General features: G+C 65.5%; 15 protein-coding genes and 2 tRNA genes. 11 read left to right on the top strand and 6 right to left on the bottom strand.

The window, feature by feature from the left end; all coding sequences use genetic code 11:
- Positions 1-4 precede the first annotated feature (4 nt).
- A complete protein-coding gene (locus ACYVDK_RS13745; protein ID WP_460522662.1) occupies positions 5-1,021 on the top strand; it encodes an Fpg/Nei family DNA glycosylase in 1,017 nt (338 codons plus the stop codon).
- 49 nt (positions 1,022-1,070) lie between these two features.
- Here ACYVDK_RS13745 and ACYVDK_RS13740 read toward each other — a convergent pair whose 3' ends face one another.
- From ACYVDK_RS13740 to ACYVDK_RS13725, 4 genes are all read right to left on the bottom strand, one after another.
- On the bottom strand, positions 1,071-1,556 hold the full coding sequence (locus tag ACYVDK_RS13740) for a Dps family protein (protein WP_460522660.1): 486 nt from the start codon (positions 1,554-1,556) through the stop codon (positions 1,071-1,073).
- A 114-nt stretch (positions 1,557-1,670) separates the two neighbouring features.
- Positions 1,671-2,276: a hypothetical protein gene (locus ACYVDK_RS13735; protein ID WP_460522658.1), complete on the bottom strand. Its 606-nt coding sequence runs from the start codon at positions 2,274-2,276 to the stop codon at positions 1,671-1,673.
- Positions 2,277-2,373: 97 nt separating this feature from the next.
- Positions 2,374-2,889, bottom strand: coding sequence for a hypothetical protein (locus tag ACYVDK_RS13730; protein WP_460522656.1), 516 nt, complete (start codon positions 2,887-2,889; stop codon positions 2,374-2,376).
- A 277-nt stretch (positions 2,890-3,166) separates the two neighbouring features.
- Positions 3,167-3,240 (bottom strand) — tRNA-Gly (locus ACYVDK_RS13725).
- A 165-nt stretch (positions 3,241-3,405) separates the two neighbouring features.
- On the opposite strand from ACYVDK_RS13725, the gene ACYVDK_RS13720 reads away from it, so the two are divergent.
- From ACYVDK_RS13720 to ACYVDK_RS13690, 7 genes are all read left to right on the top strand, one after another.
- Positions 3,406-3,480: transfer RNA gene (locus ACYVDK_RS13720), tRNA-Pro, on the top strand.
- Positions 3,481-3,528: 48 nt separating this feature from the next.
- On the top strand, positions 3,529-4,902 hold the full coding sequence (tig, locus tag ACYVDK_RS13715; RefSeq protein ID WP_460522654.1) for a trigger factor: 1,374 nt from the start codon (positions 3,529-3,531) through the stop codon (positions 4,900-4,902).
- Between the two features lie 116 nt (positions 4,903-5,018).
- Positions 5,019-5,495, top strand: coding sequence for a tetratricopeptide repeat protein (locus ACYVDK_RS13710; protein WP_460522652.1), 477 nt, complete (start codon positions 5,019-5,021; stop codon positions 5,493-5,495).
- 217 nt (positions 5,496-5,712) lie between these two features.
- A complete protein-coding gene (locus tag ACYVDK_RS13705) occupies positions 5,713-6,297 on the top strand; it encodes an ATP-dependent Clp protease proteolytic subunit (RefSeq protein ID WP_460522650.1) in 585 nt (194 codons plus the stop codon).
- A gap of 25 nt (positions 6,298-6,322) precedes the next feature.
- Positions 6,323-6,997 carry an ATP-dependent Clp protease proteolytic subunit gene (locus tag ACYVDK_RS13700; RefSeq protein WP_460522648.1) on the top strand — a complete coding sequence of 225 codons (675 nt, stop codon included), beginning with the start codon at positions 6,323-6,325 and terminating at the stop codon, positions 6,995-6,997.
- 152 nt (positions 6,998-7,149) lie between these two features.
- Positions 7,150-8,430, top strand: coding sequence for an ATP-dependent Clp protease ATP-binding subunit ClpX (clpX, locus tag ACYVDK_RS13695; protein ID WP_460522646.1), 1,281 nt, complete (start codon positions 7,150-7,152; stop codon positions 8,428-8,430).
- 88 nt (positions 8,431-8,518) lie between these two features.
- Positions 8,519-8,932, top strand: a complete 414-nt coding sequence (locus ACYVDK_RS13690; RefSeq protein WP_460522644.1) for a four-helix bundle copper-binding protein — start codon at positions 8,519-8,521, stop codon at positions 8,930-8,932.
- A gap of 113 nt (positions 8,933-9,045) precedes the next feature.
- Here ACYVDK_RS13690 and ACYVDK_RS13685 read toward each other — a convergent pair whose 3' ends face one another.
- Positions 9,046-9,381, bottom strand: coding sequence for a hypothetical protein (locus tag ACYVDK_RS13685; protein ID WP_460522643.1), 336 nt, complete (start codon positions 9,379-9,381; stop codon positions 9,046-9,048).
- 138 nt (positions 9,382-9,519) lie between these two features.
- Here ACYVDK_RS13685 and ACYVDK_RS13680 point away from each other — a divergent pair, with 138 nt between their 5' ends.
- Positions 9,520-9,708, top strand: a complete 189-nt coding sequence (locus ACYVDK_RS13680) for a hypothetical protein (RefSeq protein ID WP_460522641.1) — start codon at positions 9,520-9,522, stop codon at positions 9,706-9,708.
- A 37-nt stretch (positions 9,709-9,745) separates the two neighbouring features.
- On the opposite strand, the gene ACYVDK_RS13675 is transcribed toward ACYVDK_RS13680, so the two are convergent.
- On the bottom strand, positions 9,746-11,773 hold the full coding sequence (locus ACYVDK_RS13675) for a M3 family metallopeptidase (RefSeq protein WP_460522639.1): 2,028 nt from the start codon (positions 11,771-11,773) through the stop codon (positions 9,746-9,748).
- Positions 11,774-11,893: 120 nt separating this feature from the next.
- On the opposite strand from ACYVDK_RS13675, the gene ACYVDK_RS13670 reads away from it, so the two are divergent.
- Both ACYVDK_RS13670 and ACYVDK_RS13665 read left to right on the top strand, forming a co-directional pair.
- The gene (locus ACYVDK_RS13670) at positions 11,894-12,559 is read left to right on the top strand and encodes an ArsR/SmtB family transcription factor (RefSeq protein ID WP_460522637.1); all 666 of its coding nucleotides are present in this window, start codon (positions 11,894-11,896) and stop codon (positions 12,557-12,559) included.
- Positions 12,556-12,756: a hypothetical protein gene (locus tag ACYVDK_RS13665; RefSeq protein WP_460522635.1), complete on the top strand. Its 201-nt coding sequence runs from the start codon at positions 12,556-12,558 to the stop codon at positions 12,754-12,756. The genes ACYVDK_RS13670 and ACYVDK_RS13665 overlap by 4 nt, the downstream gene beginning before the upstream one ends.
- Positions 12,757-12,774 lie beyond the last annotated feature (18 nt).

Genomic DNA, 12,774 nt, shown 5'->3' with positions numbered 1-12,774 from the left:
GCGGATGCCAGAAGGTCATTCCGTTCACCGCATCGCCCTGCAGTTCAAGCGCAACTTCGTCGGCAAGCCGTTGGCCGTCAGCTCGCCGCAGGGCCGATTCAGTGCCGATGCTGCGCTTATAGACGGGCAGACGATGGTGGATGCCCGTGCCATCGGCAAGCAGCTCTTCCTCGAGTTCGAGAACGGACTGTGGCTGCGGGTGCATCTGGGCATCTACGGCGCGTGGGATTTCGCCGGTGAGATCACCGTGGACGACACGATCCGATCGGCCCGGGGCCGCATCGGTCAGACGAACCAACGCGGGACGGTGCCGGCCGAAGCCGTGTCGGATGCGGTGATGGACACACCAGTGCTGGATTCACGGGGAGAGGACTCGATCGCCAGCATGGGCGCGCCGCGCCGAGCTCGCCTCCGCATGTCCGAGTCCGAAAAGGAGGACGACGCCGTGTTCGCCTTCCCGCCCGAGCCCGTTGGTGCCGTTCGGGCTCGGTTGCTCAGCGGCACCGCTGTGGCCGACCTGCGTGGACCCACCGCGTGCGAGGTGATCGACGAGCAGGCCGTGGCCAGAGTGGTCGCCGGGCTCGGCCCCGATCCTCTCGTGGACGACGGTCCCGAGGTCGAGGAACGCGTGGCCCAGGCGATCACGTCGAAACAGACGCCGGTAGGACGGCTGCTGATGGATCAGTCCGTAATGAGCGGTGTCGGCAACGTCTATCGGGCCGAAATGCTGTTCCGGGCTCGGCTGAACCCGCACACGCCTGGCAAGAGGGTTCCCAAGGCCGCGGCCCGCGCGCTCTGGCGGGATTGGGCCCACTTGCTCGATACCGGCGTGCGCACCGGTCAGATGATGACCATGGACGGCCTCGGTCCGGAGGGTTGGGCGAAGGCGATGGCGAGCCGGGAGGATCGGCATTGGGTGTACCGGCGGGAGGGGCTTCCGTGCCGGGTGTGCGGAACGAACATCGTCATGGAACTGATGGCGGCGCGCAAGCTCTATTGGTGCCCGGTCTGCCAGGCATAGCAAAGAGGGCCGCAGTCTCACGACCGCGACCCTCTTACCGTGGATCCCGCTACTTCGCGATGTGCGCGAACAGCAGCCAGCGGTCCTTGTCGAGGCCGCGTGCGATCTCGATCGCGACGTCCTGGCTCGTCTGGTCCAGTTCGTCGAGCTCGTGCACTGCCGTGTTGACGGCGTCGAGTGCGACGTCGATCTGACCGATCACCTCGGCGATCGACTTGTCTGACTGCACGAATCCGTCGCTCAGCGGTGCCGCTTTCGTGTTCGCGGCGACCGTAGCGATGCGAGCATCGATCGGAAGACCCAGCGCGACGATGCGCTCGGCGGCGAGGTCCGCCCATTCCTGTGCGTCGGCGACGAGCGTGTCGAGCAGTTCGTGCACGCCGATGAAGTTCGCCCCGCGCAGGTTCCAGTGCGCCTGCTTGCCGTTGACCACGAGCGCTTCGAGTTCGATGACCACCGGTGTCAGGAACTGTGCCGTGCCCGCCGCGACGTCGGGGTTGGTGGTGGCTTTGGGGGTGGTCTCGGTGGTGCTCATGGATGCGTCGTCCCTTCGCTTGTTGTCGGAATCAACGGTACGCGGCTGCCCGTATTCCGCAAGGAAGCAGAGGCTGGGCTAACTTCGCGGGCGCTGACTTCGGCAGGGCCGACTTCAACCCTTCGCGGTGTTGAGCCCGTTCACGAACAGCAGGATGTTGCCGATCAGCGCCAGCACACCGAGCACCAGCGCGAACCAGGCGACGACTCGCGTTCCGGTGTACATCCCGCTGCCGTAACCGCGTACCCGCACCATCGACCAGATCGCCAGGCCCATGCCGAACAGTGAGATCGGCTCGAGCAGCCACCACACCCACGCGGTCAGTGAGAGAACGAGCCCGATCACTGCGATCACGAATGATCGCTGCTTGCGGATCTGCTCCTCTTCTGCCGTGCGCACCTTGCCCTTCGCGGGAGTGTCATCCGGCCACACCGGGGCCTCGGTGCGTTCGCCATACTCCGGTGCGCCGCCCGCGGATTCCTTTCCGGAGGCGCGCTGAGCAACTGCAGCGCGCTGCTGCGTGCCCTGCATCTTCTGCCGATGTGTCATCAGCGTGACCCGGGCCTCGCCGAGCATTTGCACCTCGGCCTTCTCTGCCGCGACGTCGCCGGAGTGCGCGCCACCTGCCGCCTGCGCTTTTGTCGAGTACGCGGCGAGGATGTCGGATGCCGAGGCATCCTTCGCGACCTCGAGGATGGCGGCTGCTTCGTCTGGTGTCATGTTCGGGCCTTTACGTGGGCGGTAGTGGTGCACGGCGGAGACCTCGACATTCTCCCAAAGACCGGCGTCGTTCGTTGGCGTCTCGCCCGATGCCTCGCTACTCGACCGTCAACGTGTCGTCCTGGCCGATCACGCGATAGTCGCTGGGCTTGAGGTGCGTCTTCACTGCATTGTGATCGCCCTGCACCATGACCGAACCGAGCGCCGGCACGATGATGGAGTTGCTCTGTCCGGTGATTTGAACCGATCCGATGGAGTCCGCCGTGAGCGAGATGCCGTTGCCCTTGATCAATGCCGAGCCGATGCGCTCCTCGACGGTGATCGACGCCGACTGACCATCCACCTCGAGCGATGCCGCGCGTTGGAGCCGAACCGTGATGCCGTTGCCGTGCACGGTGACCACGCCGCAGCTGCCCGAGATGACGAAGGAACGGGACTGGCCGTCGAGTTGCACGGATGATCCTCGCGCGCAGGAGTGCCACCCTCCTTCGGACAGATGGGTCGCGTTGTCGGACGGAGGCACGACGGCGGTGCAGCCGGTCACTCCGGCGGAAAGGATGCCCGCGCCCGCCACGAGCATCGCGAGAAGTACTGCAGGCTTGCGCGTCGGCATCCGCCCATCCTGGCAGATCGACTAGACGCTCGTCGATCCTCCAAAGGCATGGTGCGGGGCCCTCGAGCGTTCGATCCGCTGCTCTCACGAAAGGCGCTGTCGCCTCCAGACGGCGGCGTCAGAGCCTTTGGAGGGGATGACGGGAATCGTCCCCACCGCCCCTCCACCCGCCGCTTCGCGGCGCGCGGAGCCTCCGGCGGCGTGGGCCCACCCGAGGGTTCGATTCACTGCTCACACGAAAGGCTCTGCCACCGCCAGAAGGCGGCGTCAGAGCCTTTGGAGGGGATGACGGGAATCGAACCCGCACCATCAGTTTGGAAGACTGAGGCTCTGCCATTGAGCTACATCCCCGGGCGGTCGGAACCGCGCTGTGCAAGTGTAGTGCATGCCCGCTGAGGGTCACGGAACCGGCCGGAACGGGGATCCGTCATTCTTCGGTAGACTGTGCGAGGTCATTTCGGCTTGCTGAACGCCCAGGCGCGTGCCCGGCCGGTCATCTAGCGGGTCACCACGATCCGGGGCGTAGCTCAGCTTGGCTAGAGCGCCCGCTTTGGGAGCGGGAGGTCGCAGGTTCGAATCCTGTCGCCCCGACAACGTCGAGAATGACCGAACCACTTTCGAACACAGGAGATCTCCCACGTGAAGACCACGGTCGAGAAGCTGAGCCCGACACGCGCGAAGCTCACCATCGCAGTGACGCCGGAAGAGCTGCAGCCCAGCATCAAGCACGCTTATGAGCACATCGCCGGGGAGGTGAGCATCCCCGGCTTCCGCAAGGGCAAGGTTCCGCCGCCCATCATCGATCAGCGCGTGGGCAAGGCCGCCGTTCTCGAGCACGCCGTCAACGAGGGGCTCGAAGGCTTCTACCGCAACGCGGTCGACGAGAACGACGTCAAGCCGGTCGGCCGTCCCGAGGCCGACATCACCGAATGGCCCAGCGACAAGGACTACTCGGGCGACCTCGTCGTCGCCATCGAGGTCGACGTGCGTCCCGAGATCACCCTTCCGGAGTACGACGGCGTCGAGCTGACGGTTGACGCAGCGGAGGTCACCGACGACGACGTCGAGGCCGAGCTCGAGCGACTCCGCAGCCGCTTCGGCACGCTCGTCACCGTCGACCGCCCCACCAAGACCGGGGACTTCGCCCAGCTCGACCTGGTGGCGACGATCGGCGAGGAGCAGGTCGACACAGCGAGCAACGTCTCGTACGAGGTGGGATCAGGGGAACTCGTCGAGGGCATCGACGAGGCACTCGACGCACTGTCCGCCGGTGAGACCACGACCTTCACGTCAAAGCTGCTCGGCGGCGACCACGAGGGCGAAGACGCCGAGATCACAGTCACGCTGAACGCCGTCAAGGAGCGCGAGCTCCCGGATGCCGACGACGACTTCGCGCAGATCTCCAGCGAGTTCGACACCATCGACGAGCTTCGCGAGAGCCTTCGCGGTGAAGCTGCACGTGGCAAGGCTTTCGAGCAAGGCAACGCGGCGCGCACCCTGCTCGTCGACCACCTGCTCGAACTCACCGAGATCCCAGTCCCTGAGGGCCTCGTCGAAGACGAGGTGCACCGCCACCTCGAGTCCGAGAACCGGCTCGAAGACGACGAGCACCGCGCCGAAGTGAAGGACGCCAGCGAGAAAGCCTTCCGCACGCAGGTGCTGCTCGACGAGATCGCACAGAAGGAGAACATCCAGGTCGGCCAGGACGAGCTGAGCAGCTACCTCGTTCAGGCCGCCGCGCAATACGGCATGGACCCGAACGAGTTCGTGCAGTTGCTCGGCGAGAACGGCCAGCTCCCACAGATGTTCGGCGAAGTGGCCCGCAACAAGACGGTTGCCGTGTTGCTCGGCCGCGCAGTCGTGAAGGACACCAACGGCCAGCAGGTCGACCTTTCCGAGTTCGCCGCGGTCAACGCGCCGGCCGAAGATGCGCAGGCGTCCGACGAGTCTCAGGTCGTCGACGACGAAGCGGATGCTGCCGAGGAAGCGCCCGAGGCCGAGGGGAAGCCGTAATGGAGCCCGCCAAAGCACTGGAGGCTTAACAGCCGATAGGGTTTGTGCAACGGGGGTGGATGCGTCGCATCCACCCCCGTTTCACGTTCGCCCCTTCTTCAACGCGGAGGAATGCAATGACCGACTGGGACAAGCAGTTCGATGCGGTGTGGGCGGATGAGGAGCTGAGCGATCTCGAACGCATCGAACGCATCGACCGGTTGGCCGCCGTCTGGGGCGACAACGCGGTCGCACTCTTCCACCGCGCAGGTGCCAGGGACTCCGCCGGACGCGAGGAAGAGGCCGAGCCGCTCTACCGCCGCGCATTGCAGTTGGGGCTGGACGACGATCACCGGGTGCGTGCCGTGATCCAGTTGGCGAGCACCCTGCGCAATCTTGGGCGCGTGCACGAGGCGGTGTGGATGCTCGGCGACGAACACGCGAATCACCGCACGTCCCCCTACCGTGACGCCGTCGCTGCGTTCTATGCGCTCGCCCTCGCGAGCAGCGGAGAGGCGCGCCGCGCAGCATCCATCGCGCTCAGCGCACTCGCACCGCACCTGCCGCTCTACACCAGATCCGTCACCGCTTATGCGAAGGAGATCGCCTTCTGACGTGAACCGGCCTCCCTGGGGTCGGCCCTGCCGACGGGGAGCTGCGCTTGCGATGAGCTCTACCTATTGGTTCGCGCCGGCTCTGCCGACGGCACGCTGCGCTCGCGGCGACCTCCACCTATTGGTTCACCGCCGGCTCTGCCGACGGCGAACAGGGCCGTGCCCTCGCGACCGCTTCGATAGATTCGAGAGCACGTACGAAAGAGGGAGCACGTTCATGGCCGAACCGACACTGCAACCCAGTGTTTTTGACCGACTGCTGAAGGACCGCATCATCTGGCTCGGCTCGGAGGTGCGCGACGACAATGCCAACGAGATCGCAGCGAAGCTGTTGCTGCTCGCTGCCGAGGACCCCAAGCGCGACATCTACCTGTACATCAACTCGCCCGGTGGCTCGATCACCGCGGGCATGGCCATCTACGACACCATGCAGTTCGTTCCCAACGACATTGTGACGGTCGGTATCGGCATGGCCGCGTCCATGGGGCAACTGCTGCTCACCGCCGGCACGAAGGGCAAGCGCTACATCACGCCGAACGCGCGCGTGCTGCTGCACCAGCCGCACGGCGGATTCGGCGGAACGGCCAGTGACATCCAGACGCAGGCGCAACTCATTCTCGACATGAAGAAGCGCCTGGCGGAGATCACGGCCGCGCAGACCGGCAAGACCGTCGAGCAGATCAACTCCGACGGCGATCGTGACCGTTGGTTCACGGCTCAGGAGGCGCTCGACTACGGCTTCGTCGACCACATCCGCGAGTCGGCGACCGATGTCATCGGCGGCGGCGGAACCCAGGAGTAGGCGAGAGAGAACAAGGAAACGACACATGGAAACCCCGAATTTCTCAGGTCTGGCAGGCGCCCCGCGCGTCGCCATGCCTTCTTCCCGCTACATCCTGCCCAGCTTCGAAGAGCGCACGGCCTACGGCTACAAGCGGCAGGATCCGTACGCGAAACTCTTCGAGGACCGCATCATCTTCCTCGGCGTACAGGTCGACGACGCTTCGGCCGATGACATCATGGCGCAGTTGCTGGTACTGGAGAGCCAGGACCCGGATCGAGACATCGTGATGTACATCAACTCGCCCGGTGGCTCGTTCACCGCCATGACGGCGATCTACGACACGATGCAGTACATCCGCCCCCAGATCCAGACCGTGGTGCTCGGCCAGGCGGCGTCGGCCGCCGCGGTGCTCACCGCAGCAGGCACACCTGGCAAACGCCTCGCCTTGCCGAATGCGCGCATCCTGATCCATCAGCCCGCCGTCGGCGAGGCCGGCCAGGGGCAGGCGTCCGACATCGAGATCCAGGCGAACGAGATCATGCGCATGCGCACGTGGCTCGAGGAGACGCTCTCGCAGCACACCGGCAAAGATGTCGCGCAGGTGAACAAGGACATCGACCGCGACAAGATCCTCTCTGCCGAAGAGGCCCGCGAATACGGACTGATCGACCAGGTGCTGAGCAGTCGCAAGAGCCTGCCGGCACTGACTGCGAAATAGTCGCGCGAACACGAGGGAGCGGCGGAGGAACGTGCCAGTCCTCCGCCGCTTTTCGCACCCGGCACGAGATTGCCACACCCGACAGACGCCTACCGGTCATTGTCTGCACCACAGGTTAGGCTCGTACGAAGCGGCCCCAATCGGGAGGTTCCATGGCTCGCATCGGAGAAAGCGCCGATCTGCTCAAGTGCTCGTTCTGCGGAAAGAGCCAGAAGCAGGTCCAGCAGCTCATCGCGGGCCCCGGCGTGTACATCTGCGACGAGTGCGTCGAGTTGTGCAACGAGATCATCGAAGAACGCATGGCGGAGTCCGGTGAGGAGAACGCCGGACAGTTCGACCTTCCGAAGCCCAAGGAGATCTTCGCCTTCCTCGAGGAGTACGTCATCGGCCAGGAACCGGCGAAGAAGGCGCTCTCCGTGGCGGTGTACAACCACTACAAACGGGTGCGCGCCCGCACGACGCTCGGACCGGCCGAATCGGTCGGTGACGACATCGAGATCTCGAAGTCGAACATCCTGCTCATCGGACCGACAGGGTGCGGCAAGACCTACCTCGCACAGACCCTCGCCAAGCGATTGAACGTGCCGTTCGCGTTCGCCGACGCAACAGCGCTGACCGAGGCGGGTTACGTCGGCGAAGACGTCGAGAACATCCTGCTCAAGCTGATCCAGGCAGCCGATTACGACGTCAAGCGTGCCGAGACCGGCATCATCTACATCGACGAGGTCGACAAGATCGCGCGCAAGGCCGAGAATCCGTCGATCACGCGCGATGTGTCGGGGGAGGGCGTGCAGCAGGCTCTGCTGAAGATCCTGGAGGGCACGGTCGCCTCCGTTCCTCCGCAGGGTGGACGCAAGCATCCGCACCAGGAGTTCATCCAGATCGACACCACCAACGTGCTGTTCATCGTCGCCGGCGCCTTTGCCGGGCTGGAAGACATCATCTCGTCGCGCGCCGGCAAGAAGGGCATCGGCTTCGGTGCCCCGCTGCACAGCAAGGGCGACGACATCAACCTGTTCAGCGAAGTGCTGCCGGAAGACCTGCACAAGTTCGGTCTGATCCCGGAGTTCATCGGCCGGCTGCCGGTGGTGAGCACGGTGACGCAACTCGACCGCGAAGCCCTCATCCAGATCCTCACCGTGCCGAAGAACGCCCTGGTCAAGCAGTACCAGCGCATGTTCGAACTCGACGGCGTGGAGCTCGACTTCGACTCGGCGGCGCTCGACGCCATCGCTGACCTCGCTGTGCTGCGCCAGACCGGTGCCCGCGGACTGCGGGCGATCATGGAAGAGGTGCTCGGGCCGATCATGTTCGAGGTGCCCTCCAGCGACGAGGTCGCACGCGTCGTGGTGACGCGGGAGGCGGTGCTCGACAACGCGGCGCCCACGATCGTTCCGCATCGTCGAACACGTCGCGAAGAGAAGTCCGCCTGAGCGCCAGGAAGCCGTAGCAGTCCGTCCCCACCGCGCGTAGCATCGCAACCGTCACGATCACCTAACGGGGGCTCCGATGGACACGAAGATGACGGCCGAGATGATGCAGAGCATGTCGATGGATGCGATAGGCATGCCGGCCATGGACGCGATGACGATGCAAGAGTGCATGGAGGCGTGTTCGGCGTGCGAGCAGGCCTGCACAATGTGCGCCGACAACGCCATGGCAGACGGCATGATCAAGTGCGCGTCGATGTGCATGGACTGCGCGGATGTCTGCAACACGATGATGCGCATGATGATGCGTCCGAGCGGCTTCGACATGGTTGCGATGCAGTCGATGCTGCAGGCGTGCATGGCGATGTGCTCAGTATGTTCCGACGAGTGCGGCAATCACGCCGAGATGAGCGAGACCTGCCGCATGTGCGCGCTGGCGTGCGACGCGTGCATGAAGTGCTGCCAGGCCATGCTCGACATGGTGCGTCAGGCAGAAGCGGTCTGAAACACCGGTGGTTGAGCTCGAACACCGGTGGTTGAGCTCGAACACCGGTGGTTGAGTTCGTCGAAACCACGCACGGCGACCCGGTTTCGACAAGCTCAACCGGCTGATACGCCTCAGTTGCCGTCGTGCACGAGTACGTTGAAGCGCCGTGGGCCGGCCGAGAGCACGTTGTAGACGGCGTGCAGTGCGACGGGCTCGCCCGCGGTGACCGTGTCGGCCAGATCGCCATGGTTCCAGAGCGCGACGCGGGCCCCGTCGAGTGTTACGGCGTCCACCCAACGATCGTCGCGAATCTCCACGACCACCGCGTCCTGCCACTGCGATGGTGTCGCGGCGGCCAGGCGAAGCTGCACAGCGTGCAACCCGTGACCAGGCCGGTTGTCCGCGCACATGCCGTCCCGCTCCCACGCGCATGGAGCGGTGGTGTGCTGGTCGGCTCGGACGGACATGATTCGCTCCCGGTGTCGAAGGCTGGCAGATCTCGCGATCGGTCCGTTCAGGGTATGCAGCGCGCAGCGACGGGCGCATCCGCAGCCGTCACACGACGAAATACGGCCGGGTCGAGGCCGCGTCGGTAGGGTCGAGACATGAGCAATGGACTGGGCCCGGGCTCGATGGGCCCGGTGACGATGAAGAGCGGCGGCGGCGGCGTCCCTGGCCTCCCGCCGGCACCCGAGCGAGTCGGCGGAAGGCTGCGGTGGTTCTGCATCGGCCTGACGACGGGCGTCGTCGCCACCCTCGTAGCGGTCGTCACCATCGTCTCGCTGACGCGCTGACCGCGCCGGCGTCATTCGCGCTGACGCGGCGCGACACTCACCTCGCCGCGTTGAGACCGCGACGTTGCAGCAGCGGCTCGATGACGGCATCCCGGCCTCGGAAATCGCGATACGCCTCCAATGGGTCCTTCGAGCCGCCCACGCCGAGAAGCCGACGGCGGAATCGTTCGCCCGCCTCGCGACAGAGCCCCCCGTTCTCCTTGAACCACTCGACGGTATCGGCGTCGAGCACTTCGCTCCAGATGTAGGAGTAGTAGCCGGCGTCGTAGCCGCCCGAGAAGGTGTGCGCGAAATACGTGCTCGCGTACCGCGGCGGTACTGCCACGTCATCGAGGGCCGCCTCAGCGAGCGCCGCGGCCTCGAACTCCTCGACGGAGTTGACCCGCGCGCCTGCATCGATGCGGTGCCAGGCCTGGTCGAGCATCGCTGCCGCCAGGTACTCGCTGGTAGCGAAACCCTGGTTGAACGCTTCGGACTCGCGGATGCGTTGCACGAGCTCCGCAGGCATCCGCTCGCCTGTCTCGTAATGGCGCGCGTAATTCTCGAGCACGTCCGGCCACAGCAGCCACATCTCGTTGACCTGGCTGGGGAACTCCACGAAATCGCGGAAGACGCTCGTGCCCGCGAACTTCGGATACGTCGTCACGGCGAACAATCCGTGCAGCGCGTGGCCGAACTCGTGGAACAACGTGCCGACCTCGTCGTAGGTAAGGAGGGTCGGCTCGCCCTTTGCCGGCTTCGGAATGTTGAGGTTGTTGACCACGATGGTGGATCCGCCCAGCAGGTGGGTGCGCTCGCCCAGCTCGTTCATCCATGCGCCGCCGCGCTTGGAGTCTCGGGTGTAGAGGTCGTTGATGTACAGGCCGATGGCTGTGCCGTCTTCGTCGAAGACCTCGAAAACACGGGCGTCCGGGTGGTAGGCGGTCAGATCTGGACGCTCTTCGAACCGGATGCCGTACAGCCGGTTCGCTGCGAAGAACACGCCGTCGCGCAGCACCCGCTCCGCCTCGAAGTACGGGCGCATTGCAGCGGTGTCTACGTCGTACTTGGCGGCGCGCACCCTCTCGGAGAAATACGCCCAGTCCCACGGCTCGATGTCGAATCCGGCGGATGCCCGCAGGTCGGCCTTCTCGGCAGCGGCATTCCGGGCTGCGGCGGGCGCGAGTCGGCCGAGCATGTCTGCGACTGCTTCGGGTGTGCGCGCCGTCTGCGAAGCCGTGACGTAAGCCGCATGGTTCTCGAACCCGAGCAGGCGGGCGCGCTCGGCGCGCAGCGCGGTGATGCGCAGCACGAGGTCGCGCGTGTCATGGTCGCCGCCGTGGATGCCGCGGGAGCGGGATGCCCGCATCACCCACTCGCGCACGGTGCGGTCGGTAAGCCGCGCGAGGTACGGGTGTCCGGTGGGCAGCACCAGCGTGATCAGGAACCCGTCGAGTCCGCGCTCGTGGGCGGCCTGCTCCGCAGCGGAGATCTCGGTGGGGGAGAGGCCGTCGAGTTGCGCAGCATCGTGCACGTGCACCGCGAGGGCGTTGGTATCGGCGAGGAGGCTCTTCTCGAATCGGGTGGAGAGCGTGGACAACTCTCCGTTCAGTTGCTTGAGGCGTTCCTTGTCGGCTTGCCCGAGCGCGGCGCCGGCCAGCGTGAACTCCTCGTGGTAACGCTCCACGAGGTAGCGGGACTCCGGGTCGAGGTCGAGTTCGTCCAGACGAGCGCGCACGGCGTTGATGCGGTCGTAGAGGGCGGAATCGAGCCGGATTGCGTCGTCGTGCGCGGCGAGCTCGGGCGCGAGCTTCTCCTCGATGGTGCTGATGTCGTCGTTCGAGTCGGCCGAGCTCTTGTTGTAGAAGACCTCGGAGACACGGCGTAGCAGCCGGCCGGCGCGCTCGAGGGGGATGAACGTGTTCTCGAAGGTGGGCTCCGCGGGGTCGGCGACGACCGCAGCGACCTCGTCTCGATGGTCGGCCATGGCCCGCTCGAACGCGGGGAGGTAGTGCTCGTCGTGGATCTCGGCGAACGGGGGAAGACCGTGGGGAAGCGTGCTGTCGCTGAGGAGCGGGTTCGTCATGCGCCCAGCTTAGGGACCGAGGCGATCGCGTACAAAGAAAACCTTGCAAACAAGTAGCTGCAAACAGTCGGCTGCAAAGATATGCTTGCAAAGCTTGCGTTGCACACGTACGCTGATGGAATGGACGACGAACGGCCGACCGAGGAACCGACTGAAGTGCGCAGGGGTGCGACCGATGGACGAGGCGAGCCTCCGCTGCGTGCCACGGACCGGCACATCGACCTCGCCGCGCTGAAGGTGATGGCCCACCCGTTGCGGGTGCGCATCCTCGATGAACTTTCGAAGTTCGGGCCGTTGACGGCAAGCGGTCTGGGGGAGCGTCTCGGCGAGTCCAGCGGCGCGACCAGCTACCACCTGAGGCAGTTGGCGAAGCACGACTTCGTTCTCGAGGTCGAGGGGAAGGGAAGCGGGAGAGAGCGCTGGTGGCGGCGTGCTCCGGTCGGGCTCTCCATGGATCCGACCGAACTCGGGGGCACGACTGCCGGCCGCGAGGCGTACGACCTGGTCAACCGTGAGTTCCGGCGCAACCAGGAGAACGCCCTCAACGACTTCATGGTTCGGGCCGCCGACGTCTTTCCCGATGCCTGGCTGAAGGCCAGCACCATCTCGACGTCGAACCTGAGGATGACCGTTGAAGAACTCGCCGAACTCTCGGCGAAGATCTATGTCGCGCTCGACGAGGCGGTCGTCGCTTTCCGAGACCGCGAAGCACCGCCCGGCGCGAGGCCTGTGCAGGTGCAGTTCAACGCATTCCCGATCATCGGCGGAGTGGAGCAGACATCATGAGTGCCATCGGAGCGGTTCCCACTCGCGGTTTCGTCCGGGAGCGCGCGGCGATCAGTATCGGCAGGGCGCTGGTCTCATGGGGCGAGCGGCGCCAACGGCTCGAGACGGAGCGACAGGCGCTCTACCGCCGCCAGTACGCCGCAGACCAGCAGACCGCTGTTCGCGCAGGGGCAGTACGGGGCCAGCTGCTTCCGTGAGGATCCTCGCCACCGCCG

The organism is Humibacter antri, assembly GCF_054777235.1.
Note: the sequence above shows the minus strand (reverse complement) of the source record. Positions and strands in the feature narration are given on the sequence as shown.

What these genes read in the sequence shown, in the direction of transcription:
- ACYVDK_RS13745 (WP_460522662.1), top strand. Translation starts at nt 5, where the DNA reads ATGCCAGAAGGTCATTCCGTTCACCGCATCGCCCTGCAGTTCAAGCGC.
- ACYVDK_RS13740 (WP_460522660.1), bottom strand. Translation starts at nt 1,556, where the DNA reads ATGAGCACCACCGAGACCACCCCCAAAGCCACCACCAACCCCGACGTC.
- ACYVDK_RS13735 (WP_460522658.1), bottom strand. Translation starts at nt 2,276, where the DNA reads ATGACACCAGACGAAGCAGCCGCCATCCTCGAGGTCGCGAAGGATGCC.
- ACYVDK_RS13730 (WP_460522656.1), bottom strand. Translation starts at nt 2,889, where the DNA reads ATGCCGACGCGCAAGCCTGCAGTACTTCTCGCGATGCTCGTGGCGGGC.
- ACYVDK_RS13710 (WP_460522652.1), top strand. Translation starts at nt 5,019, where the DNA reads ATGACCGACTGGGACAAGCAGTTCGATGCGGTGTGGGCGGATGAGGAG.
- ACYVDK_RS13705 (WP_460522650.1), top strand. Translation starts at nt 5,713, where the DNA reads ATGGCCGAACCGACACTGCAACCCAGTGTTTTTGACCGACTGCTGAAG.
- ACYVDK_RS13700 (WP_460522648.1), top strand. Translation starts at nt 6,323, where the DNA reads ATGGAAACCCCGAATTTCTCAGGTCTGGCAGGCGCCCCGCGCGTCGCC.
- clpX (WP_460522646.1), top strand. Translation starts at nt 7,150, where the DNA reads ATGGCTCGCATCGGAGAAAGCGCCGATCTGCTCAAGTGCTCGTTCTGC.
- ACYVDK_RS13690 (WP_460522644.1), top strand. Translation starts at nt 8,519, where the DNA reads ATGACGGCCGAGATGATGCAGAGCATGTCGATGGATGCGATAGGCATG.
- ACYVDK_RS13685 (WP_460522643.1), bottom strand. Translation starts at nt 9,381, where the DNA reads ATGTCCGTCCGAGCCGACCAGCACACCACCGCTCCATGCGCGTGGGAG.
- ACYVDK_RS13680 (WP_460522641.1), top strand. Translation starts at nt 9,520, where the DNA reads ATGAGCAATGGACTGGGCCCGGGCTCGATGGGCCCGGTGACGATGAAG.
- ACYVDK_RS13675 (WP_460522639.1), bottom strand. Translation starts at nt 11,773, where the DNA reads ATGACGAACCCGCTCCTCAGCGACAGCACGCTTCCCCACGGTCTTCCC.
- ACYVDK_RS13670 (WP_460522637.1), top strand. Translation starts at nt 11,894, where the DNA reads ATGGACGACGAACGGCCGACCGAGGAACCGACTGAAGTGCGCAGGGGT.
- ACYVDK_RS13665 (WP_460522635.1), top strand. Translation starts at nt 12,556, where the DNA reads ATGAGTGCCATCGGAGCGGTTCCCACTCGCGGTTTCGTCCGGGAGCGC.